This is a genomic window from Peribacillus frigoritolerans, assembly GCF_040250305.1.
Lineage (GTDB): Bacteria > Bacillota > Bacilli > Bacillales > DSM-1321 > Peribacillus.
Window position 1 is genome coordinate 5397727 of the sequence record NZ_CP158190.1, and the last position, 22818, is coordinate 5420544.

Genomic DNA, 22818 nt, shown 5'->3' on the forward strand with positions numbered 1-22818 from the left:
TCTCCATTCTATTAGCACTACAAAATAAAAATTTTTCTTGTGAACCTTATCTTGAGCTTTACGATTTTGCTCAGATTCTATTAAAAAACAGCATTCCCCATCCGAGAAATGCTGTCTCAATTACCTTAAGTACAACTCTTGTTTTCAGAGATGTCCTGATAAACGGCCCGTTCCCCGCCAATCAGTTTTGGGCGGGTTTTTGCCATGGTCACATGAGCATGGCCTATTTCTTTAATGGCAGAGCGAATCGGAACCGCCACATGCTTCAGATGCATGCCAATGAATGTGTCTCCAATGTCTATCCCCGCATCCGCTTTGATATGTTCAACGACGACTGCATCTTTCCATTGCTGATAGGCGTACGTCGCCATCGATCCCCCAGCTGTTCTTACAGGTACAACCGAAACTTCTTCATAATCATATCGAATCGCGGTTTCCCTTTGCAAAACCAATGCCCTGTTTAGGTGCTCACAACATTGATACGCAACCTGAACACCCGTTTTTCCTTGAAAATCCCTCACTACGGAAAAAATCATCCCCGCAACATCGAGCGTCCCTTCAGTACCGATCCTTTTCCCGATCACTTCACTTGTACTGCAGCCGATAACCAGTAGCTGTTTCTCTTTTAAAGCTGCCTGCTCTTGAAACTCATGTAAAAGTTCCCGAAACTGGTTTTCCCATATCTCAAGCTCATTTGAAAATGTAGCATCACTTGTCATGAAAACGCATCCTTTCAATAAGAAAAATTGCTATCGGAACTCTCCAAAAACCATAAGAATTAGCTGTGCTTACCTTCGTACTCCGCAATCTTACCGATCCTGTTTTGATGACGCCCGCCTTCAAATTCCGAAGTAAGCCATGTTTGGGCAATTTCCCTGGCAAGACCCGGGCCAATGACACGCTCCCCCATCGCTAACATATTGGTATCATTATGCTGACGGGTCAACTTCGCACTATAGACATCATGAACCAAAGCACATCGAATTCCTTTGACCTTATTAGCAGCAATGCTCATTCCGATTCCAGTTCCACAGATTAAAATGCCCCGATCGAACTCACCCCTTGCCACTTTTTCAGCAACCGGCAAGGCATAATCAGGATAATCCACCGACGTACTGCATTCACAGCCAAAGTCCTCAAATGGAATCTGTAACTCATTCAATAAATTCTTTATTTCTTCACGGATATGTATACCACCATGATCCGAAGCAATCGCAACTTTCATCATAATCCTCCTCTAGCTTTTACATTTGATTTTATTGTGTCACAAAATTATGAAAAGATAAAGGATGTCCATCCTTTATCATCGCAAAGAAGCAGGAAACCGACTCCGGTTTCCTGCTGTAAAATGTCAAGTGTGAAGCGGGTAAGGTTTCTGTTTAACTTTTCCGCTTGCACTTTAAATTCCATTGCCGATTTTTCGACATTTTCCATGACTATCGCTTGCTCGCTTGTGACAGCCGTCACTTCTTCCGCTCCAGCAGATGTTCTTCTGCAATAGCAGCCACTTCTTCTGCTGCCTTGATCATACACTTTCCAATTGACGGTCAACAAGCTTAGTAATATCTTTTACTGCAGCGACCACATTATGTACCCTGTTTACTATTTAAGCCTTAAGACCAATTCTTCAATTAATTCCTGCAGCTCCCTGAATGTTTCCCGATAAATGCCTTCAGAACCGCCAAACGGATCTATTATGTCTTTATCATACTTATCGTCAATAATGAATTCTTTTAAAGTAAAAATCTTATCGGTCATCTGTGGATATGCATGGGCAATGAGTGATTTATGCCCTTCCGTCATGGTGAAAATATGAGTCGCCCATTCCATCTCCTTCTCGGATAAAGGCGTTGAATGATGATTATGCACTATGTCATTTTCAGCCAATACATTTTTAGCATGCGTCGAAGCATCCTGGCCTGATGAAGCATACACGCCAGCGGACTTCACTTCAACGCCCGCAATATTCTTATTTTTCAATATCGCTTCTGCCATCGGGCTTCTGCATGTGTTGCCTGTACATACAAATAATACGCGGATCATTTATGACGCCTCCTTTTTTATTCATTATAAGCTATCGCCCGTTTATTATAGTCAAAAAAATCACTCTCATCATGTCTTAGGAAAAAATAAAACCGCCCCGGTAATCGGAACAGTTGAGGAAGGATAGATATGAAGTCAAGCGGCTCAAAAAGAGAACAATAATTTCAACCCAAACGCACATAGGATGCTTCCGCCAAGAATCTCACTATACACGCCAAGCAAACCCTGCATTTTTCTACCCAGCAAAAGCCCTGCCCACGTTAATAGGGTGGCAGCAAACCCAAAGCAAAGAATGGTTAAAATCGTTTTTGCACCGTAAATCCCCAGGGTTAATCCTACCGAGAAGCTATCCAGGCTTACCCCTAAAGCAAAAATGAATAGACCTTTCCCGACAGGAGCCAGCATATTATTTTCCCTGACACCAGCTCCATCCTTTTTACCAGGGATAAACATCTGTATACCAAGAATGATCAACAATAGACCGCCGGCGTAAGTAGCGAAGGTCCCGAATTTGTCTGAAATGAAACGGCCTGCCCCCATTCCAAGCAAGGGCATCCAAATATGAAAAAAGCCAACTGTCAGCCCTATAAAAAGAATTTGCCTCAACCTTAGCTTAAACATTCCCATTCCAAGGCCGACTGAAAAGGCATCCATTCCCAACGCGAATGCCATTAGCAATAAGGTGATGATTTCTCCAGCAAATGTATTCATTCCAATCCTCCCTCGGACGTGCCTACTACATGTTATGCATGTCCGAAAAGAAATAGAAGAATTAATCAGTCCTTATTACACATGTTCCTTGATGATTTGATGACCTGCAGCCTTCTCAAGCCGGTTCATGACCGCAGCTCCTATTCCATGGTCAGGAAACATTTCACTAAAAATGACATCGACCTCCAGCTCATCAAACTGTCTTAAAGCATCATATAAGCCTGTGGCAACAGTATGTAAATCAGCTAACGAACCTGGGGCAACCACATAATCCGCCTTATAATCCTGTTGATGTTCATAAGCCGTTATGATGCCCACCTTTAACCCATCACTTCTTTTTTCATCCACAAGCTTCTGAAGGAAAGCTTGATTACCCTTGACTAAATATAGAGGGGCCTTCGGAGCATAGTGGGTATATTTCATGCCCGGGGCTTTCGGCGCCGTTTCCTGATTCTTCAAAGCGACATCTTGCCGGACTTCCCCTATCACAGCTTCCAGCTGTTCCAGGGTCACTCCGCCGGGCCTTAATATAACAGGGACTTCAACAGTGCAATCAAGTACTGTGGATTCTACACCCACACCCGTTGTCCCGCCATCGACTATGCCTGCAATCCGGCCCATCAAGTCATCTTCAACATGTTTTGCTGAAGTGGGGCTTGGTTTACCGGAAGTATTTGCACTTGGAGCGGCAATGGGCAAATCACTCGCACGAATAAGACCTAGGGCAACCTGGTGATCCGGCATCCTGACAGCCACCGTGTCCAATCCAGCTGTCACAAGATTTGATAGCTGGCCCGGTTTTCGTTTCATTATCAAAGTCAAAGGACCCGGCCAAAATTCTGCCATTAGCTTCCGGGCCTGTTCCGGAATCTCTTCTACAATACCTGACAACTGCTCTTCTGAGGCTATATGAACGATTAAAGGATTATCACTCGGACGCCCCTTTGCTTCGAACACTTTTTGGACCGCCTCGTCATTTTTGGCATTCGCACCTAGTCCATAAACAGTCTCTGTAGGAAAAGCAACCACTTGGTTAGCCTTTAATAATTCAGCTGATTGTGTAATCTGGGGATAACTTTGTAAATTATCCACATTTTTATCCACTGACCAAATTTTCGTTTTCATCTTGAACATCATCGCCTTTTAACATTTCTTATTTTATATAATCGCTTTAATATGAACGATATTTTCAATTTAACGTACTAATTTCACTTAAAAGATACTTTGAAAGTATAAAAGAAGTATACACATAATTCAAGTGTTATCCACAAATTGGGGATAACCATATCGAATCCGTGGATAAGTTTGTGGATATTAATGATTAATGACAGATTTTTTTGATTTTTTGTTAATAACCCTGTGGATATGTTTTTATAATTATCTGAAAGTAAAAAAAAGGGCCGCTGCCCCCTTTTTAAAATAGATCATTGAATATTTCTGCAAACAAGGACTTCACTTCCACCTCAGGCTCCTTTTCCCCTTCATATAATTGTTGACCTTGTTCATTGGATGCCGCAAGTTCAACCTTGTTTTCTTCAACTTTCCCTTCAATGACTTCCTCTGTCACTTGTTCCTTATCTTTTACTTCTGTCACTTCTTCTTTTACCTCTTCCTCAACAACCTCTTCTTTTACGGTTTCTTCCGGTACTTCCTCTTTTACGCTCTCCTCCATTACCTCTTCTTCAACTACTTCCTCCGGCCCTTTTTCCTTTTCAACCAGCTCTTCTTCTTCAACCACTTCCTCCGCAACAGGTTCACTCTCTTCATTCGTTGCAGCATACGCCTTCCCATCCGAAGTCAGGGATCCTTCATCTTCTTCCTCAACAATCGGACTTTGACTTACAGCCGTCCCATTTGAAAAATCCAAGAAACATAATGGCGGAAATAGAACACACCACCAATTAGCGCCTTCCCCATCACCAAGTGTGATAATCACTGCTTCATAATCCCCTGCCGGATATAAATACTGCCCGTAGAGTTTTGTCGGAAATTCCGCTTGTCCAAAATCGACTTTTACTGACTGCTCCAAACCCTGTTCCTTTATAACTGCCTCAGCCGTCGCTTGGATATCCGGTAGATGCGAGGTGATCACATCCCTCGCTTCATCCAAAGAAGTAAGCTCCTCGACCCACTTTGTGATATCTTCATTTACCTTATCCCTAATAAGCCGTTTAACCGCTTGATCCTTTTCTGCATCACTATTAGCAAGTATCCGCAGACGAATCGCCTCATCCGGGATCACCTTCGTATCTTCTGCACCGACCATCTCCGCTTTAGGCATATATATACTTACGATCGTTCCTATAGTTAAGATTAATAGATAGATAATGGCTAAATGTTTTGTTTTCATCGCCTTCGCCCCCTCACATGAATTAGTCTCACCATTTTCCAGCTATCTTAAACTAGTAAAAATAAAAAAAGTTGATAGCTGGAAATATAGATTCCAAAGGATAATGAGGATGGTGCCCATAAAAAAATCCGTCTCGAAGGAGACGGATCACTTTAATGCAGCAAAGACCATACGATCTTTTTCATTTATGTCATTTACAATGGATACTTCTGCGGCAGGAAAGGTTCGCTTCAATAAATCGGCAACCGCCTTACCCTGTCCAGTGCCCACTTCAAAACCGATCAGCCCTGGCACCTTCATGATCAAAGGTAACTGCTCCATAAAGCGGCGGTAAAAATCCAACCCATCGATACCGGCAAATAATGCACGATGTGGTTCATGTCCTGTCACGACTACTGACATGGATTTATGATCATCATCTGGTATATATGGCGGATTCGATAAAAGGATGTCCACCTTCTGGTTCATGTTCATGAAAGGCAAAAGCAAATCACCTTGCATGAACTGCACTTCGGCACCAAGTGATTCTGCATTTTTCCTCGCCACCTCAAGCGATGGTTCCGCTATGTCCGTGGCCGTCACCAACAGATTTGATTTTTCAAGTTTCATCGTTATGGCGATTGCGCCGCTGCCGGTCCCAATATCAGCTAAATGAAGCTTCTGTCCCTCCATAAAAATGGCCGGGAGTTTACGTAATGTATAATAAATCAATTCTTCTGTTTCAGGTCTCGGTATGAGCACTTCTTCATTCACAAAGAAGGTCCGTCCATAAAATTCTTCACTGCCGATTATATATTGGATGGGCGTTCCCTTAGCATGCAGCTCAATAGCGCCCTTAAATTGCCCAAAATCCGCTTCACTAAGCTCATCATGAAGGTTGGCCAACATTTGGGAGCGAGTTTGTTTTAAAAAGTGCTGTAACAGGATTTCCCCAGCATTGGCATCACGATCATTTTCCTTTAAAAAAGAAGAAGCCCATTTAAGGGCTTCAAATACTTTCACTGCAGAATTACTCATCTGCATTTTCCAGCCTTGAAGATTGGTCTTCCATGATTAATGCATCAACCACTTCATCCAACTTACCTTCCATGATTTGATCCAGCTTTTGAATCGTTAAACCAATACGGTGGTCGGTAACGCGGTTTTGCGGGAAGTTATAAGTGCGAATCCTTTCAGATCGATCTCCCGTTCCAACGGCAAGCTTCCTATTTTGATCATATTCCGCCTGTACTTCGCGTTGGATTTTATCGTACACCCTGGCACGCAAAACCTTCATTGCTTTTTCTTTGTTCTTGATTTGTGATTTTTCATCTTGACAGGATACAACCGTATTCGTCGGAATATGAGTCAAGCGCACCGCAGACATTGTCGTATTGACACTTTGCCCTCCAGGACCGCTCGATGCAAAGGTATCGACACGAATATCCTTATCATGGATTTCAACTTCCACTTCCTCAGCTTCGGGTAAAACGGCAACCGTGGCTGTAGATGTATGAATCCGTCCGCCTGATTCAGTTTCAGGTACTCGCTGAACGCGATGAGCCCCATTTTCGAATTTCAATTTTGAATAAGCGCCATTGCCATTAATCATGAATATGATTTCCTTGTAGCCGCCAAGCCCTGTAGGACTTGCTTCAATGACTTCAGTCCGCCAGCCCTGCACCTCGGCAAAACGGCTATACATCCGGTATAGACTGCCTGCAAATAAGGCCGCCTCATCTCCGCCAGCCGCTCCCCGGATCTCCATGATTACGTTTTTATCATCGTTAGGGTCCTTAGGAATAAGCAAGATTTTCAGTTTATCCTCAAGGCCTTGTATGGTCTCATCAAGTTCATTGATCTCTTCTTTTACCATTTCACGCATATCCGAATCAAGTTTCTCCTCCAGCATCGCCTTTGCCTCCTGGAGTTGCTCACGAACCGCTTTGTATTCTTTATAAGTCGATGCGGTCTCTTGTATGCTGGATTGCTCCTTAGAATATTCCCTTAGTTTTTTGGAGTCATTAATGATCTCCGGGTCACTTAATAGTTCATTCAATCTTTCATATCTATCTTCTACTGCTTGCAATCGATCAAACAAATTATTCACCTCATAAATTTTCCAAAACATCTGAAACGAATTGGAAGTAATCCATCTTTTTTAACTATAAATAAGTAGCTCAGTGCCCCAGCTCAGTTCACTTCTAGGTTAATTATAGTATAGGTGAATAATCAACGTCAAAGAGATTCAAAAATGTCGTTATTTGTTTAATTTGACATCTACATTATATTGAGGCACAACCCTGTTTATCATGCCTTGTATTCGCTGCATTTCCTTATTTCTCTCTTTTTCCGTCTTGATTTTGCCTTTATCATGGACCGTAACATGTATGGTATTTCCATTAAACCAAACGGAACCTGCCTCATAATTAGTTTCCGATTCAATGACTCCGCGGATTTCATCAATTTGCTGCCCCATGGATGGAGAATTATTGGATGTATGATGCGGTGTGTTGAGGATTTGATCCGATGGCCGTTCCGCTTCATTGTCCCAATCATTATTGGATACTTGATTTAAACCATTGCCAACAAAATCCCTGCCGTCCCGGGATTGATCGCCATATTCCGAATCATTATTTATTGCATTGTCATTTTGACCGCATGCCGTTAGTGCAGCAAGCAGAAAGGCCGTCATAATAAGCAGTTTTGATTTCATATTTTTTCCCTCCATTTTGATTGGTTAAGAAGAACATTTCCTCGTTAGCCTACCCAAAACGGGGCAATATTTATCTTTTATTTCCCTTCCATGTATTGGTCAGGCCACCTGAATAACTCCGACAGTTTTTCCACTTTTCCGCATAAAAAAAGCACCCTGCGATCTCATTGGATCATAGGGCACCATCATTCAAATATGTTCTTTAATTCCAACAGCCTGCTTACCCGGAACTTCGTGATGATGGCGGCAGCGGGGCTCGTATGATTCCGATGCACCCACAAGGATGATCGGCTCATCATAGGAGGCCGGCTCCCCATCTATCAAGCGCTGTGTCCTGCTCGCAGGTGATCCGCACACTTCACATACAGCCTGCAGCTTAGTCACCGATTCTGCCAGCGATAATAGTACAGGCATAGGACCGAATGGTTCACCTCGGAAATCTTGATCGAGTCCAGCCATAATCACTCGATAACCGCTGTCCGCAAGATGCTGGGCAACCCCGATAATTTCATGATCAAAAAATTGCACTTCATCTATTGCAATGATATCCAGGGGCTTGTCCAAATACTTAAAGATATCCGTTGAATGGGCAATCGGTTTTGCCATCACAGAAGAGCCATTGTGTGATACGACAGCCTCTTCCGCATAGCGATTATCAATAGCTGGTTTAAATACAGCTATTTGCTCTTTAGCAAATTGAGCACGGCTGACTCGTTTAATCAATTCCTCAGATTTACCCGAAAACATGCTTCCGCAAATAAGCTCGATCCAGCCTGTTTGTTTCATTACATACATGGAAACAGCTACTCCCTTCCACCTGTCGATCCCTTGGCCATAATTGAAGTCGACCCGGCTTTATATAAATTCTTACTTGTTTATGGAAAAGAAAAAACAGGCAAGAAAAATACTTGCCTGTTTTTTAAAAAGTCCGGCTTATTTAATACCGTATTTTTTGTTGAAACGATCAACACGTCCGCCAGCTTCAGCGAATTTTTGACGACCAGTGTAGAATGGATGGCATTCTGAACAAGTCTCAACTTTGATCTCTTCTTTAACTGAACCAGTTTCAAAAGTGTTTCCGCAAGAGCAAATTACTTTTGAAAGCTTATAATTTGGATGAATTCCAGTTTTCATTCTTTTCAGCTCCTTATGCCCTGAATCATTCGAAACAGAGTTATATACTTCAAGTTGAGGGAAAAACACCCTCACATTTATTGTAAAAACACATGAACTCATTATAACAACTTAAGACTAGTTGTGCAACTGTTTGTTTCTTACAGGGTTTAAGAACGTTTTACGCTCGCCGGCCCCTTTTTCATTTCTGACATCTCTTCATCCAGCTTACTGAAAAATTCTTCATTACCCTTTGTCTGTTTTAGACGGCGAAGGAATTTCTCCGAGAAATCAGGCGAATCCGACATCGTTTTCCTGATGGCCCATAGTTTATCCAGGCGATCTTTCGGAATTAACAATTCTTCTTTACGAGTGCCTGAGCGGCGAATATCGATTGCCGGGAAGATGCGTCTTTCGGCAAGGGCACGATCTAAATGCAGCTCCATATTACCCGTACCTTTAAATTCTTCATAAATGACATCGTCCATTCTTGAACCCGTATCTACCAATGCTGTAGCAAGGATCGTCAGGCTGCCGCCTTCCTCGATATTCCTCGCCGCACCGAAAAAGCGTTTTGGACGGTGGAATGCAGCAGGGTCAATCCCCCCTGATAGTGTACGTCCGCTCGGCGGAATGACAAGGTTGTAAGCACGGGCAAGTCGAGTGATGCTGTCCATTAAAATGATGACATCACGTTTATGCTCCACAAGGCGCATGGCTCGTTCTAGCACTAGCTCAGCCACCTTGATATGGTTTTCCGGCACTTCATCGAACGTTGAACTTACCACGTCCCCAGCAACGGAACGTTCAATGTCAGTCACTTCTTCCGGGCGTTCATCAATCAACAGCACAATCAATTCCGATTCGGGATGATTTGTGGTTATCGCATTGGCAATTTCCTTGATGAGCATCGTTTTACCGGCTTTTGGCGGTGCGACGATCAGCCCACGCTGTCCAAAACCGACCGGTGCCAGGACATCCATAATCCTGGTTGATAAGTTCTTCGGTGTCGTTTCCAGTTTAATTTGCCTGTTTGGATACAGCGGTGTTAAACCTGGAAAGTGGACACGCTCTTTTGCAGATTCCGGATTATCGCCATTGACTGCTTCAACATGCAGCAATCCATAATAGCGCTCGTTTTCTTTTGGAGGCCTTACCTTACCGGACACTTTATCTCCATTTCGCAAATCGAATCTGCGGATCTGTGAAGCAGAAATATAAATATCCTCCGAGCTTGGAGAATAATTAATTGGACGCAGGAAACCGAAGCCCTCTGAAGGGATGATTTCTAAAACGCCCTCCATGAATAGGAGACCATCCTGCTCAGCTTGTGCTTTCAGGATAGCGAAAATAAGTTCCTTTTTTGAAAGTTTGCTGTAATAGGAAACTTTATATTCACGCGCGTGCTCATAGAGATCCTTTAGTTTCATGTTTTCTAAATTAGAAATAGTTAAATTCATTATGACACCACACTTTTATTAATTAAACGTTTTCACCCATACTGAAAAAGAAATGGTTTGTTAGATGGAAGAAAAACCGCAATCCATGTACCCGACCAGAGTTTTCTTAGAAAGGATGATACATTTTTACATGTAAAGAAGAAAATTAATTGAAGGCTTCTTGAAGTTTGGAGTGAAAGGGCAGATTTTAAATTATTAATAGTAGACCAAGCTTTATTTTACTTTTTTTATTTTAATTATTCAACTTAAATTTTTTAAAAAAGAAAGCGAGCGATGAAACCGCTCGCTTTTTAAAAGTGATTTTTCTAAAAAACGCTATCAGTCAATCAAACCATTCGGTTTAATCTTAAGACTGTGACGACCATCAATGAAACGAACGGTACCAGATTTAGCACGCATGACTACGGATTGTGTTTCGCCGTAATGCCCTTTAAATTGTACTCCGCGTAAAAGTTCTCCATCAGTCACACCTGTTGCAGCAAAAATTGCATCATCTCCGCGAACAAGGTCTTCCATTCTGAGGACTCTTCCTAAATCAAGGCCCATTTTACCACAGCGTTCCACTTCTTCATCACTTTGAGGAACGAGCTTGCCTTGAATTTCCCCTCCAAGGCATTTCAAGGCAACGGCTGCGATAACTCCTTCTGGAGCTCCGCCAGATCCGAATAAGATGTCAACACCGGTAAGATCGAAGGCCGTATTTATGGCTCCCGCTACATCTCCATCGTTGATCAGCTTGATACGTGCCCCTGCCTCACGAAGTTCATGAATGATCTTCGAATGACGATCGCGGTTCAATACTGTTGCAACCACGTCTTGAATATCTTTATTTTTTGCCTTGGCTACAGCTTTCAGGTTGTCCAACACGGAGGCATTGATATCAATCTGACCAACAGCCTCTGGTCCGACAGCTATTTTATCCATATACATATCCGGGGCGTGAAGCAAGTTCCCCTTATCGGCTATCGCCAATACAGCCAATGCATTCCAGCCGCCGGATGCAACGATGTTCGTTCCTTCTAATGGATCAACCGCAACATCCACTAGTGGCCCAAGACCGGTACCAAGTTTTTCGCCAATATAAAGCATTGGCGCTTCATCCATTTCCCCTTCACCGATTACAACCGTTCCTTGCATGGGAATAGTATTGAAAACATCCCGCATTGCAGTTGTTGCTGCATCATCTGCTTCGTCTTTCTTTCCTCTTCCCATCCAACGAGCAGAATTCAGTGCCGCCGCCTCAGTTACGCGGACAAGCTCCATCGATAAACTTCTTTCCATTTCCGGTTCCCCCTCATGTACACTAGCATGATTTATTTATATATTAGTATAACACATTATATCATATATAGTAACACAATGAGGTTACAAGAAAAGGGATCAGCTTTTAAGCTGCTCCACTTCTTCTTGCGTCATTTCTTCACGCCAAATCGTTGCTCCCAAACCTGAAAGTTTTTCAACAAGATGGCTATATCCGCGATCTATATGTTCAAGCCCGGTCACTTCTGTAATACCTTCAGCCATTAAACCGGCAATTACAAGAGCCGCTCCGGCACGTAAATCGCTTGCCTTCACTTTTGCTCCATGAAGTTGGACAGGACCATCGACGATGCCCGCTCTGCCCTCGACTTTTATCTTCGCATTCATGCGTCGCAGTTCATCAATATGCTTAAATCGTGCCCCGTATATCGTATCGGTGACCATGCTAGAACCGGTTGCTTTTGTTAAGAGGGAAGTGAAAGGTTGCTGAAGATCCGTTGGGAATCCAGGGTAAACCAATGTCTTGATATCAACGGACTTATATTGTTCTCCCGGTGAGACAAATATCTGGTCATCACCCGCTTCAATATTAATCCCCATTTCCCTCAATTTGGAAGTCAATGACTCCAAATGCTGGGGAATGACATTATCAATCAGAATTCCTTCTCCGACAGCAGCAGCTAAAATCATGAAAGTGCCGGCTTCAATCCGATCCGGTATGATCGTATGCTTACACCCATGTAAACTTTCCACACCATCAATACGAATGATATCCGTTCCTGCACCCTTTATTTTCGCTCCCATATTGGTCAACAATGTGGCAACATCGATGATTTCAGGTTCTTTCGCAGCATTTTCTATCACAGTGCGGCCTTTGGCCAAAACGGCAGCAAGCATGATATTGATCGTTGCCCCTACACTAACGACATCCAAATATATGCGTGCTCCCCTTAGCTCGTCCGCCCTAAGGTAAATGGCTCCTTGTTCATTCGTCACTTGTGCGCCCAGTGCTTCAAACCCCTTAATATGCTGATCTATCGGGCGAGGTCCTAAATGGCAGCCTCCAGGCAAGCCAATCACTGCCTTTTTGAATTTACCCAGCATTGCCCCCATTAAATAATAAGAGGCACGTAACTTCTTGACCCTTCCATTGGGAAGAGGCATTGAAATCATCCTGCTGGGGTTGACTGTCATCTCTCCTTCATCAAAGGATACCTCACCGCCAATCTCCTCCATTAACGCTTTCAGCATCTGTACATCCGAGATATCAGGCAGGCCTTCAATCGTTACGGGAGAGTCCGCTAAAATTGTTGCAGGAATAAGGGCGACCGCACTATTTTTTGCTCCACTGACACGAATGCTTCCCTTTAGAGGATAGCCACCGGCAATTTTAAGTTTTTCCATAATAAACTCCCTTCCACGCTAAGCACTTAGAAGCTACTTCCAAAAAGTAATATTTTACCACAAGAAAATTGCATAATCCGACAACATTTACTATCTAGTTCTTTAGTTTACACAAAAGTAAAAAATTCATGTAAAAAAAGAGAAAAATTTCTAATTTATGTTAATTTTATTTAAACGGTGCAATCTATAGCGACTTAGCGGCAAGGCATTATGCTTCAGTACGTGAATTCCAATCGTTCAAAAATGCTTCAATTCCTTTATCCGTTAATGGGTGGTGGAATAATTGCATTAAAACTTTATAAGGGATCGTTGCAATATGTGCCCCTTTAAGAGCCGCTTCAGTAATATGCATCGGATGGCGGATGGAAGCTGCAATGATTTCGGCATTGATATCATGAATCGCAAAAATGTCAGCAATATCCGAAATTAGATCCAAACCATTTTGGCCGATGTCATCCAAGCGACCTAAAAATGGCGATACATAAGTTGCTCCTGCCCTAGCTGCCAATAATGCTTGGTTTGCACTGAAAATAAGGGTGACATTTGTTTTGACACCTTGTTTTGTAAGTGCTGAAACAGCCTTCAAGCCGTCCGGAGTCATTGGCACTTTAATCGTGATATTCGGTGCAATCGCAACTAGTTCCTTGGCTTCAGCCATCATTCCTTCAAAATCAAGCGCAATGACTTCAGCAGAAACGGATTCCTTAACGAGGCTTGTGATTTCTTTTAGCCGGTCATGGAAAGAAACTCCCTTTTCCCTAGCAACAAGGGATGGGTTAGTCGTAACACCTGCTAAAACGCCAAGTTCATGCGCTTGTTTGATTTCTTCCATGTTTGCTGTATCTATAAAGAATTTCATAAAATATCCTCCGTATGTAATCGATTTTTTAGTTCCTATATGCATCTGAATTCTAATTGTTCTAAAAATAGAGCCCGGATTCAGCCCTGCATCTAAAAGAAACCATTAGGGGGGAGCCCCCCAATGGGAATATTGCCTTTATCATCTTACATTTAAAGGGATGGAACCCTTATGTTACGTTTGAATTTATGCTTTGCCGTTAGAACCGAATTCACGGATTTTGCCGATGACAGTTTCTTTAATCGCTTCACGGCCAGGAACGATGTATTTACGAGGATCGTACACTTCAGAATCGTTATTCAGAATTTCACGAACCGCTTTTGTGAATACAATTTGATTTTCCGTATTTACATTGATTTTTGATGTTCCAAGCGAAATCGCTTTTTGGATATCTTTTGTAGGGATGCCTGTACCGCCATGAAGAACAAGAGGTTTATTCGTTAAATCCCGCACTTCTTCCATTTCTTTATACCCAAGGTTAGGTTCACCTTTGTATGGTCCGTGAACGGATCCCAAAGCTGGAGCAAAGCAGTCGACATTTGTTTCTTTAACCAACTGTTCACATTCTTGAGGGTCTGCATATACGACTCCATCAGCAATTACATCATCTTCTTGTCCGCCAACCGTGCCCACTTCCGCTTCAACTGAAACATTCCGTGCGTGTGCGAATTCGACAACCTTCTTGGTTGTTTCGATATTTTCTTCGATCGGATGATGTGAAGCATCGATCATCACTGAAGTGAATCCGGCTTCGATAGCTTCCTTACATTTATCATAGCTTGAACCATGGTCAAGGTGAATGGCCACAGGAACAGTGATTTTCATGTCTTCCAACAATCCTTGAACCATCATCACAGTCGTTTTAAAACCACCCATATGGCGGGCAGCACCTTCGGAAACACCAAGGATGACTGGAGATTTTTCTTGTTCTGCAGCAGCTAGAATAGCTTGTGTCCATTCAAGGTTGTTGATATTGAATTGACCTACTGCATATTTTTCATCAAGGGCTTTATTCAGCATATCTTTCATAGAAACTAAAGGCATTTGATTTCCTCCTACTAGTGGATGTTATTATTTTTAAAGTTAATTCTTTCTAGATATTCCCTAAAACGAAAGTAGCATACGCTTATAAATCAGAATATCTCTCCTCTTTTAGCATATCAATACATCAAAAAAACAGCAACAAATACACTATACCGAGCCTCAAATTTTATTCCAAAAAAACACGGCCCATCTAAAAAAAGATAGCCGCAGCAATTACTCCATCAGTAATATTAAATTTTGAAGACATTTAACTTGATTGAATCGGTAAGTATTCACGAACGGCTTTTCTAATATCATCAATATCAAACGGCTTTGCAAAGTGTGTCATTGCACCTAAATCCTTTGCTTCTTGAATCATATCAAGTTCACCATATGCCGTCATGATTATGACCCGGATGTCCGGATCGACGACTTTCATCCTTTTCAAGATCTCAATGCCATCCATTCCCGGAATCTTCATATCCAGCAATACAAGATCAGGTGAATGATTATTTAGCACATCCAAGGCTTGAATGCCATTAGCGGCTTGAAATGTTTCATACCCTTCTTTATGTAAAACCTCGTTCAATAAAATACGAATTCCGAACTGATCATCAACAATCAATATTTTCCCTGGCATTTTATCACCTCTCCCCTTCCCGATTCATCCATTAAATATATTGGCCTATACGGCCATATTACCCGAAAAAGGGTAGTTACCTAGATTGCGTCATAGACTTTTAGGTCCAACGCATTTATTGTTCATATTCGATAATTGTAACAAAATTCCTGCTGTATGGCTAAGAGGAATTTTAATTTTTTTGTTTTTTCGACCGATTTAGTAAATTCGGCCCTTCCGGATCAAAATCCCAGAAACCTGTCATTGCAAAGGAAACTCCTTTATAATAAGTATATTATTTTTTAAAGGAGTCCCTGACCATGTTAAAAATTTTTTCGACACAGATAAGCGGTTTATTCAAGAAAATGATTGAAAATGAAGCTTTTGAAATGGAGGATGCCGGACGCTTGCTGGCTCAGGCTGCGGTTGGGGACGGTGCTGTGTACATTCATGGTTTTGGTGAAATGCAGGGTGTCACTGCCGAGGCTTTGGATGGGGCAGAACCCTTTCCGAAGGTAAAAAGATATGAATCAGGAGAAACTATTTCCAGGGAAGATCGATTTCTCATATTCAGCCGCCATTCGGATGATGCAGAAGCATTGTTGCTGGCAAAACAACTCAAGGAAAAAGATATCCCATTTGTTGCGGTTTCTACATCCGTCCCTTCTGAAGAAGATTCTCTTTTGGAGTTGGCAGACGTTCATATTGATTTACGTATCCAACGGGGATTGATTCCTGATGAAACCGGAAATCGATATGGGTATCCTACCCTCATTGCCGCTCTTTTCGCTTATTATGGGATTAAATTCACTCTTGAAGAAATCATAAATGAGTATGAAGAAGAATGATTATTCATCTAAAAAAAAAACAGCCCATGGGCTGTTTTTTTTTAAAGTTTTTCGCTGCGCTTTAAAGACATACCGACAAAGTCACGGAATAGCGGCTGCGGACGGTTAGGACGTGACGTGAATTCCGGATGGAATTGAGAAGCCACAAACCAAGGATGATCCTTCAATTCAACGATTTCAACTAGACGGCCATCCGGACTAGTACCTGAGAAGATGAATCCTGCCTCTTCCATTGCCTGACGGTAGTGGTTATTGAATTCATAACGGTGACGGTGACGTTCATAAACAACCTCGTCATTATACGCTTCGTATGCTTTAGTTCCTTCGATAAGCTTACATGGATACAGACCAAGACGCAGTGTACCGCCCAAATCTTCTACATCCTTCTGTTCAGGAAGAAGATCGATGATTGGATCTGGAGTATCTTCATTAATCTCAGCTGAATGAGCTTCTGGCAATCCCAGGACGTTGCGAGCATACTCAATGGACGCCAACTGCATGCCTAAGCAAATTCCGAAGAATGGTTTTTTCGTCGTGCGGGCAAATTCGGTCGCTGCAATTTTCCCTTCGATTCCACGGTCTCCAAAACCGCCTGGGACAAGGATTCCATCTGCATCTTGAAGAAGTTCAGCAACATTTTCTTTTGTTACATCTTCGGAATTCACCCAATCGATTTCAACATCTGCATCAAATGCGTAACCTGCATGCTTAAGTGCTTCCACTACAGAAAGATAAGCATCTTGCAATTCAACATATTTTCCGACTAAAGCGATTTTTGTTTTCTTTGATAAAGAAGTAACCTTTTTGACTAGTTCCTTCCAATCTTCCATATCCGCTTCGCCGCAGTCCAATTGCAAGTGATCACAAACGATTTGGTCCATATTTTGTGCTTGAAGCGCAAGAGGGATGGAGTAAAGAGTATCCGCATCAAGACATTCGATAACGGAATTTTTATCGATATCGCAGAATAAAGCAATTTTATCCTTCATATCTTGTGAAATTGGACTTTCTGTACGTGCAACGATGATATTCGGCTGAATGCCTAGACTGCGTAATTCTTTTACACTATGCTGTGTCGGTTTTGTTTTCATTTCACCAGCAGCTTTGATGTAAGGAACCAGTGTACAGTGGATATACATAACATTATTGATGCCGATATCACTCTTGATTTGGCGAATCGCCTCAAGGAATGGAAGAGACTCGATATCCCCTACAGTACCGCCGATTTCAGTGATGACTATATCGGCATTCGTTTCATTGCCTGAACGGAAAACCCGTTCTTTAATTTCATTCGTGATATGGGGAATGACTTGAACTGTTCCACCTAGATAATCGCCACGGCGTTCTTTTCTCAGGACCGTTGAATAAATTCTGCCTGTAGTCACATTGCTGTGTTTGCCAAGGTTGATATCAATGAAACGCTCATAGTGCCCCAAATCCAAATCCGTTTCAGCACCATCATCCGTTACAAACACTTCACCGTGTTGGTATGGACTCATCGTACCTGGATCCAAGTTGATATAAGGATCAAACTTCTGGATTGTAACATTCAATCCCCTATTTTTTAATAATCTACCTAAAGAAGCGGCCGTTATCCCTTTTCCCAAGGAAGAAACTACTCCACCTGTCACAAAAATATATTTTGTCATTTTATATCCTCCTATAGAATGTTTTCTTCCAATTCTGTTCTTCGCATCATTAAATCGGAACTGAATCAAATCTTCCGCCACATGAGCGGTTAAAAGCTAAAACCGTAAACCAGTACAAACCATTAATCACTTAAAGGTCTTTAGTGAGAGTCATGCAGGATACATGAACAAGAATAAACTTCCTTAAATGACAGTAAACATAAATATGTTCTCTATAGTTTTTACAATTCTACGAGAAATCATTTTTAAAAATAAAAAAATGATGTCATTTATTCATTCCATCATTAAAAACAAAAACGCTCCGCTTACAATAAAAGTAAGGGAGCGATATAATTTAATCATTGTGTCCTTTTTTAAGGAGCCCAAAAATGATTCTACAAATTCCGCCTCAAAAAGTCAAGGGCGATTATTTATTTCTCATCCTCTTCATCCAAGTCATCCACGTCATCTTCATCTTCGTCTTCGTCCTCATCATCTTCCAGGACAAATGCATCATCTTCGATTATTTCTTCTTCCAGATCGTCGTCATCATCCACGTCATCATCCAAAAGCACTTCGTCGATGACTGGAGTACCTAGAATATCATCATCGTCATCATCGTCATCCTCGTCCAGATCATCGATATCTTCTTCAAAGTCAAGATCTTCGTCTTCAAGTTCATCGAAATCGTCGATAACGGCAGCGGCCTTTTTGGCTTTCTTTTTCTTTTTAGGTTTTACAACATGTACGACTTCTTCTTCGATTTGGTCAACCGGGTACCATGTTTTCAATCCCCAGCGGTTGTCCCCAAGTGAAGTGAAGCGGCCATCCACATTTAAATCCGTATAGAATTGTGCAATTTTCTTTTCCACTTCCGCTTTAGATAAATGGTGCAGCGAAGCTAACTCACTTATTAAGTCTTTAAATGGAATCGGTTCATTTCTTTCCACTAACAAATCATATGCCATCTCTATTAAGGACATTTCCAATAACTGCTCTTTTGAGTATTGTTTTAAACTCAAATTCCGCACTTCCCTTCTCTATTCAAACACTGAATTCCGTGTTTTTTCACATAAAAAAATAATCTAAAACAGTAGTTCGATAAAATAACGACAATTCCTGCTAGACATATACTCCATTATAAACAATCTAATTGGGTTTATGCTAGTTCTATCTGATACTTTCACAGATTTACCTTATTGTCTATCATTCAGGAAACCAAATGCTAAAAATCATTCACTTTCCTTTTTCGACTTCTGTCGATAGGCTGCCGTAAAAAAGACAATAGTCAGGATAAAAAAAGAGATGGCACCCAATTGATGCTCATACAGCTCAAATAAAATAATGATGGCAAGAATGTACCCTATGATCAATCCAATCATTTTCAGGTTCATTTTCTCAACTCCAATAGGGCTGATTCTTCATTTTTGCCCCTTTTCCAAATAATTATAAGGTAAAATCTTCATTTTGTTAAAAAAGAGGGGAATTATTTAAAAAAGAGGCCCCTAAACGTTCGGAGCCCCTTACTCAGTTTACATATTCCTTCGATATTGACCGCCTACATCATATAGCGCCCTAGTTATCTGACCAAGACTGGCCACTTTGACGCAGTTCATGAGTTCAGCAAAGATGTTTTCCCCATTCATGGCTGCCAATTTCAGTTTAGTTAGCGCCTCATCCGTGAACTCCTTATTTCTTTCCTGGAATGCCCGGAGATTTATGATTTGCCCTTCCTTTTCTTCCTTTGTTGCACGGGCAATTTCCATGCTGTTCACCGCTTCTTCGGAAGGAGGATTTGGATTCAAATACGTATTGACGCCAATGATCGGCAATTCTCCCGTATGCTTTTTCATTTCGTAATGCATCGATTCATCCTGGATTTTCCCGCGCTGATACTGCGTCTCCATTGCACCCAGCACACCGCCTCGATCATTGATGCGATCGAACTCTTGCAGTACGGCCTCTTCAACGAGATCCGTCAATTCCTCTACGATGAAGGCTCCTTGCATCGGGTTTTCATTTTTTGAGAGCCCATGCTCCTTTGTAATGATCATTTGTATGGCCATTGCCCGGCGCACGGATTCTTCAGTAGGCGTCGTGATGGCTTCATCGTACGCATTAGTATGCAGGGAATTACAGTTGTCCTGTAGCGCCATTAAAGCCTGAAGTGTCGTTCTGATATCATTGAAATCAATTTCTTGCGCATGAAGGGAGCGCCCGGAAGTCTGTATATGGTATTTGAGCTTCTGGCTGCGGTCGTTCGCACCATATTTATCCCGCATGACCGTAGCCCAAATCCTTCTTGCCACCCTCCCGATAACCGTATATTCCGGGTCGAGCCCATTTGAGAAGAAGAACGACAAATTCGGGGCAAAGTCATCAATATTCATTCCGCGACTTAAATAATATTCGATGTAAGTAAAGCCATTCGCTAATGTAAAAGCAAGCTGTGAAATGGGATTGGCACCCGCTTCTGCAATGTGATAGCCGGAAATGGATACAGAGTAGTAGTTCCTGACTTTTCGATCGATGAAATATGCTTGAATGTCCCCCATTAACCTTAAAGCAAATTCCGTAGAGAAGATGCATGTATTCTGGCCTTGGTCCTCTTTCAGAATATCCGCTTGAACAGTTCCGCGTACCGTTTGAAGGGTATAAGCCTGCACTTCTTCAGCTTCTGCATCCGTAAGGGGACGGCCTAACTCTTCTTCTTTCCGTTGAATCTGCTGATCGACTGCCGTATTCATATACATGGCCAAAATGATTGGTGCCGGTCCATTGATGGTCATCGATACAGAGGTTGAGGGGTGGCAAAGGTCAAAGCCTGCATACAGCTTTTTCATGTCATCCAACGTACAGATGCTGACTCCGCTTTCCCCTACCTTTCCATAGATATCAGGCCGGTGATCGGGATCCTCGCCATATAAAGTTACCGAATCGAAAGCCGTACTTAGCCGTTTAGCATTATCATCCTTTGACAAATAATGAAAACGCCTGTTGGTTCGGTCGGGTGATCCTTCACCGGCAAATTGCCGCTTCGGGTCCTCTCCTTCACGCTTGAATGGAAAGACTCCCGCTGTGTAAGGAAAGAAGCCCGGAACGTTCTCTCGGAATACCCATCCTAAGATCTCTCCATAATCCACATATTTAGGCAGTGACACTCTCGGAATCATTAAACCTGATAAACTTTTAGTTTTCAGCTTTGTGACGATTTCTTTATCCCTGACTTTCGTTACAAACTGCTCTCCTGCATACTTTTCTTTTAATTCCATCCATCCAGAAAGTATTTTTTTAGATTCAGGTGATAAATTCGAAGCGGTTTCCTTTTTCAGTTTTTCTAAAGAAGCCACCATATCTTCGTTGTTATCATTTTCCTTAATTGCATCAATTGCTCCTTCAAGCTGGAAAAGCCTGCGGGCAATACGTACTTGTTCAGCCGCACGCTTATGATAAGATCTGACCGTATCACTGATTTCACGTAAATAATACCGACGGTCAGTAGGGATGATGACATTTTGCTTGTAAACATCGGCTTCTTTCGAAAAGGCGGTACTCCACCCCGTCCCTGATTTTTCATTAAGCTTTTCAATCAGTGCAGCGAACAATGCATTGGTGCCTGGGTCATTGAATTGGGAAGCGATGGTACCGTATACTGGCATTTCAGACGGATCTTGATCAAATAGTGTACGGCTTCTTTGGTATTGCTTTTGAACCTGGTTTTTTGCATCCTCTGAGCCTTTGCGCTCGTATTTGTTAATGACTATCAAGTCTGCATAATCAATCATATCGATCTTTTCAAGTTGCGAAGGTGCACCGAATTCACTCGTCATTACATACATGGATACATCGCATATCTCGGCAATTTCTGCATCTCCCTGACCAATTCCGCTTGTTTCAACGATGATTAAATCGAAGCCAGCTGCCTTCACGACTGAAATGGCATCTTTTATCGCCAAAGACAACTCACTTTTTGAATGGCGCGTGGCCAGGCTCCGCATATAAACACGCTCTGAAAAAATCGAGTTCATTCTAATCCTGTCACCAAGCAGGGCACCGCCCGTTTTCTGTTTGGTCGGGTCTACAGATAAAATGGCGACTCTCTCGTCTGGAATCTCGTTAATGAACCTTCGTATCAATTCATCAGTCAATGAACTTTTTCCAGCACCGCCAGTCCCTGTAATCCCTAGAACAGGAACCTTCTTTTCGGAAGTCTTGATCTGCTCAAAAAGACTCTCCACCGCTGCCGCTGATTCCTGTGAAGCATCGAGTCTGTTTTCGGCAAAGGTAATGAATTGGGCAATGGCATTTGTTCCCCCAGCAATCAATTCATCAAAACGTTCCTGTAAAGATGGTTTGACTGTCGAGAAATCACACTCCTCCATCAATACGTTTATCATTCCTTGAAGCCCATATTCCCGCCCTTCATCAGGAGAAAAGATTCGGGCAATCCCATAATCATGGAGTTCTTTAATTTCCCTTGGGATGATGACCCCGCCGCCGCCGGCAAAAATACGAATGTGCCCGGCTCCCTTTTCCTTCAGCAGGTCATACATATATTTAAAATATTCCACATGTCCGCCTTGGTATGATGACATGGCTATGCCTTGAACATCTTCCTGGATGGCCGCATTCACGATCTCTTCCACCGAACGATTATGACCTAGATGAATGACTTCTGCACCGCTGGACTGAAGGATTCTCCTCATAATATTGATAGATGCATCATGTCCATCGAATAAACTCGAAGCAGTAACGAATCTAATATGGTTCTTCGGTTTATACACCTCAACTGTACCCATTGAGCT

23 protein-coding genes are annotated in these 22818 nt (G+C 42.3%); 1 reads left to right on the top strand and 22 read right to left on the bottom strand.

Going from position 1 to position 22818, the window contains the following annotated elements:
* Nucleotides 1–125 precede the first annotated feature (125 nt).
* From ABOA58_RS26740 to ABOA58_RS26825, 18 genes are all read right to left on the bottom strand, one after another.
* On the bottom strand, nucleotides 126–719 hold the full coding sequence (locus ABOA58_RS26740) for a TIGR01440 family protein (RefSeq protein WP_350300684.1): 594 nt from the start codon (nucleotides 717–719) through the stop codon (nucleotides 126–128).
* 59 nt (nucleotides 720–778) lie between these two features.
* Nucleotides 779–1225, bottom strand: a complete 447-nt coding sequence (gene rpiB, locus ABOA58_RS26745) for a ribose 5-phosphate isomerase B (RefSeq protein WP_034315832.1) — start codon at nucleotides 1223–1225, stop codon at nucleotides 779–781.
* Nucleotides 1226–1272: 47 nt separating this feature from the next.
* The gene (locus ABOA58_RS26750) at nucleotides 1273–1554 is read right to left on the bottom strand and encodes a hypothetical protein (protein WP_350300685.1); all 282 of its coding nucleotides are present in this window, start codon (nucleotides 1552–1554) and stop codon (nucleotides 1273–1275) included.
* A gap of 48 nt (nucleotides 1555–1602) precedes the next feature.
* Entirely contained in the window at nucleotides 1603–2043 is a 441-nt protein-coding gene (locus ABOA58_RS26755) for a low molecular weight protein arginine phosphatase (RefSeq protein WP_350300686.1), read from the bottom strand.
* A 144-nt stretch (nucleotides 2044–2187) separates the two neighbouring features.
* Nucleotides 2188–2754 (bottom strand): manganese efflux pump MntP, encoded by a 567-nt coding sequence (locus tag ABOA58_RS26760; protein ID WP_350300687.1) that lies wholly within the window; start codon nucleotides 2752–2754, stop codon nucleotides 2188–2190.
* 75 nt (nucleotides 2755–2829) lie between these two features.
* Complete coding sequence (locus ABOA58_RS26765) at nucleotides 2830–3879, bottom strand: L-threonylcarbamoyladenylate synthase (RefSeq protein WP_350300688.1); 1050 nt, start codon at nucleotides 3877–3879, stop codon at nucleotides 2830–2832.
* Between the two features lie 289 nt (nucleotides 3880–4168).
* On the bottom strand, nucleotides 4169–5104 hold the full coding sequence (gene spoIIR / locus ABOA58_RS26770; RefSeq protein ID WP_350300689.1) for a stage II sporulation protein R: 936 nt from the start codon (nucleotides 5102–5104) through the stop codon (nucleotides 4169–4171).
* A 147-nt stretch (nucleotides 5105–5251) separates the two neighbouring features.
* Complete coding sequence (gene prmC / locus ABOA58_RS26775) at nucleotides 5252–6121, bottom strand: peptide chain release factor N(5)-glutamine methyltransferase (protein WP_350300690.1); 870 nt, start codon at nucleotides 6119–6121, stop codon at nucleotides 5252–5254.
* Nucleotides 6114–7184 (bottom strand): peptide chain release factor 1, encoded by a 1071-nt coding sequence (gene prfA, locus ABOA58_RS26780; protein ID WP_350300691.1) that lies wholly within the window; start codon nucleotides 7182–7184, stop codon nucleotides 6114–6116. Before prfA ends, prmC begins: the two co-directional genes overlap by 8 nt.
* A 159-nt stretch (nucleotides 7185–7343) precedes the next feature.
* Nucleotides 7344–7799 (bottom strand): hypothetical protein, encoded by a 456-nt coding sequence (locus ABOA58_RS26785; protein ID WP_350300692.1) that lies wholly within the window; start codon nucleotides 7797–7799, stop codon nucleotides 7344–7346.
* A gap of 189 nt (nucleotides 7800–7988) precedes the next feature.
* Nucleotides 7989–8594, bottom strand: coding sequence for a thymidine kinase (locus tag ABOA58_RS26790; RefSeq protein WP_034315845.1), 606 nt, complete (start codon nucleotides 8592–8594; stop codon nucleotides 7989–7991).
* Nucleotides 8595–8732: 138 nt separating this feature from the next.
* Nucleotides 8733–8933, bottom strand: coding sequence for a 50S ribosomal protein L31 (gene rpmE, locus ABOA58_RS26795; RefSeq protein WP_034315847.1), 201 nt, complete (start codon nucleotides 8931–8933; stop codon nucleotides 8733–8735).
* A 149-nt stretch (nucleotides 8934–9082) separates the two neighbouring features.
* On the bottom strand, nucleotides 9083–10372 hold the full coding sequence (rho, locus tag ABOA58_RS26800) for a transcription termination factor Rho (RefSeq protein WP_034315849.1): 1290 nt from the start codon (nucleotides 10370–10372) through the stop codon (nucleotides 9083–9085).
* 318 nt (nucleotides 10373–10690) lie between these two features.
* A complete protein-coding gene (glpX, locus tag ABOA58_RS26805) occupies nucleotides 10691–11653 on the bottom strand; it encodes a class II fructose-bisphosphatase (RefSeq protein ID WP_214744235.1) in 963 nt (320 codons plus the stop codon).
* Between the two features lie 99 nt (nucleotides 11654–11752).
* A complete protein-coding gene (locus ABOA58_RS26810) occupies nucleotides 11753–13036 on the bottom strand; it encodes a UDP-N-acetylglucosamine 1-carboxyvinyltransferase (RefSeq protein ID WP_101223850.1) in 1284 nt (427 codons plus the stop codon).
* A gap of 208 nt (nucleotides 13037–13244) precedes the next feature.
* Nucleotides 13245–13895: a fructose-6-phosphate aldolase gene (gene fsa, locus ABOA58_RS26815; protein ID WP_034315855.1), complete on the bottom strand. Its 651-nt coding sequence runs from the start codon at nucleotides 13893–13895 to the stop codon at nucleotides 13245–13247.
* Between the two features lie 186 nt (nucleotides 13896–14081).
* Nucleotides 14082–14939 (bottom strand): class II fructose-bisphosphate aldolase, encoded by an 858-nt coding sequence (locus tag ABOA58_RS26820; protein WP_350300693.1) that lies wholly within the window; start codon nucleotides 14937–14939, stop codon nucleotides 14082–14084.
* A 247-nt stretch (nucleotides 14940–15186) separates the two neighbouring features.
* A complete protein-coding gene (locus tag ABOA58_RS26825; protein WP_101223852.1) occupies nucleotides 15187–15558 on the bottom strand; it encodes a response regulator in 372 nt (123 codons plus the stop codon).
* A 299-nt stretch (nucleotides 15559–15857) separates the two neighbouring features.
* On the opposite strand from ABOA58_RS26825, the gene ABOA58_RS26830 reads away from it, so the two are divergent.
* Nucleotides 15858–16385, top strand: a complete 528-nt coding sequence (locus tag ABOA58_RS26830; protein ID WP_350300694.1) for a DUF2529 domain-containing protein — start codon at nucleotides 15858–15860, stop codon at nucleotides 16383–16385.
* 41 nt (nucleotides 16386–16426) lie between these two features.
* Here the strand turns inward: ABOA58_RS26830 and ABOA58_RS26835 are convergent, their stop codons facing one another.
* From ABOA58_RS26835 to icmF, 4 genes are all read right to left on the bottom strand, one after another.
* Nucleotides 16427–18034 (bottom strand): CTP synthase, encoded by a 1608-nt coding sequence (locus ABOA58_RS26835; RefSeq protein WP_101223854.1) that lies wholly within the window; start codon nucleotides 18032–18034, stop codon nucleotides 16427–16429.
* Nucleotides 18035–18444: 410 nt separating this feature from the next.
* Nucleotides 18445–19035: a DNA-directed RNA polymerase subunit delta gene (gene rpoE, locus ABOA58_RS26840; protein ID WP_350300695.1), complete on the bottom strand. Its 591-nt coding sequence runs from the start codon at nucleotides 19033–19035 to the stop codon at nucleotides 18445–18447.
* A gap of 210 nt (nucleotides 19036–19245) precedes the next feature.
* On the bottom strand, nucleotides 19246–19407 hold the full coding sequence (locus ABOA58_RS26845; RefSeq protein WP_241589609.1) for a hypothetical protein: 162 nt from the start codon (nucleotides 19405–19407) through the stop codon (nucleotides 19246–19248).
* Nucleotides 19408–19545: 138 nt separating this feature from the next.
* A complete protein-coding gene (gene icmF, locus ABOA58_RS26850) occupies nucleotides 19546–22812 on the bottom strand; it encodes a fused isobutyryl-CoA mutase/GTPase IcmF (protein ID WP_350300696.1) in 3267 nt (1088 codons plus the stop codon).
* Nucleotides 22813–22818: the final 6 nt, after the last annotated feature.

What these genes read in the sequence shown, in the direction of transcription:
- ABOA58_RS26740 (WP_350300684.1), bottom strand. Translation starts at nt 719, where the DNA reads ATGACAAGTGATGCTACATTTTCAAATGAGCTTGAGATATGGGAAAAC.
- rpiB (WP_034315832.1), bottom strand. Translation starts at nt 1,225, where the DNA reads ATGAAAGTTGCGATTGCTTCGGATCATGGTGGTATACATATCCGTGAA.
- ABOA58_RS26755 (WP_350300686.1), bottom strand. Translation starts at nt 2,043, where the DNA reads ATGATCCGCGTATTATTTGTATGTACAGGCAACACATGCAGAAGCCCG.
- ABOA58_RS26760 (WP_350300687.1), bottom strand. Translation starts at nt 2,754, where the DNA reads ATGAATACATTTGCTGGAGAAATCATCACCTTATTGCTAATGGCATTC.
- ABOA58_RS26765 (WP_350300688.1), bottom strand. Translation starts at nt 3,879, where the DNA reads ATGAAAACGAAAATTTGGTCAGTGGATAAAAATGTGGATAATTTACAA.
- spoIIR (WP_350300689.1), bottom strand. Translation starts at nt 5,104, where the DNA reads ATGAAAACAAAACATTTAGCCATTATCTATCTATTAATCTTAACTATA.
- prmC (WP_350300690.1), bottom strand. Translation starts at nt 6,121, where the DNA reads ATGAGTAATTCTGCAGTGAAAGTATTTGAAGCCCTTAAATGGGCTTCT.
- ABOA58_RS26785 (WP_350300692.1), bottom strand. Translation starts at nt 7,799, where the DNA reads ATGAAATCAAAACTGCTTATTATGACGGCCTTTCTGCTTGCTGCACTA.
- ABOA58_RS26790 (WP_034315845.1), bottom strand. Translation starts at nt 8,594, where the DNA reads ATGTATGTAATGAAACAAACAGGCTGGATCGAGCTTATTTGCGGAAGC.
- rpmE (WP_034315847.1), bottom strand. Translation starts at nt 8,933, where the DNA reads ATGAAAACTGGAATTCATCCAAATTATAAGCTTTCAAAAGTAATTTGC.
- rho (WP_034315849.1), bottom strand. Translation starts at nt 10,372, where the DNA reads ATGAATTTAACTATTTCTAATTTAGAAAACATGAAACTAAAGGATCTC.
- glpX (WP_214744235.1), bottom strand. Translation starts at nt 11,653, where the DNA reads ATGGAAAGAAGTTTATCGATGGAGCTTGTCCGCGTAACTGAGGCGGCG.
- ABOA58_RS26810 (WP_101223850.1), bottom strand. Translation starts at nt 13,036, where the DNA reads ATGGAAAAACTTAAAATTGCCGGTGGCTATCCTCTAAAGGGAAGCATT.
- fsa (WP_034315855.1), bottom strand. Translation starts at nt 13,895, where the DNA reads ATGAAATTCTTTATAGATACAGCAAACATGGAAGAAATCAAACAAGCG.
- ABOA58_RS26820 (WP_350300693.1), bottom strand. Translation starts at nt 14,939, where the DNA reads ATGCCTTTAGTTTCTATGAAAGATATGCTGAATAAAGCCCTTGATGAA.
- ABOA58_RS26825 (WP_101223852.1), bottom strand. Translation starts at nt 15,558, where the DNA reads ATGCCAGGGAAAATATTGATTGTTGATGATCAGTTCGGAATTCGTATT.
- ABOA58_RS26830 (WP_350300694.1), top strand. Translation starts at nt 15,858, where the DNA reads ATGTTAAAAATTTTTTCGACACAGATAAGCGGTTTATTCAAGAAAATG.
- ABOA58_RS26835 (WP_101223854.1), bottom strand. Translation starts at nt 18,034, where the DNA reads ATGACAAAATATATTTTTGTGACAGGTGGAGTAGTTTCTTCCTTGGGA.
- ABOA58_RS26845 (WP_241589609.1), bottom strand. Translation starts at nt 19,407, where the DNA reads ATGAACCTGAAAATGATTGGATTGATCATAGGGTACATTCTTGCCATC.
- icmF (WP_350300696.1), bottom strand. Translation starts at nt 22,812, where the DNA reads ATGGGTACAGTTGAGGTGTATAAACCGAAGAACCATATTAGATTCGTT.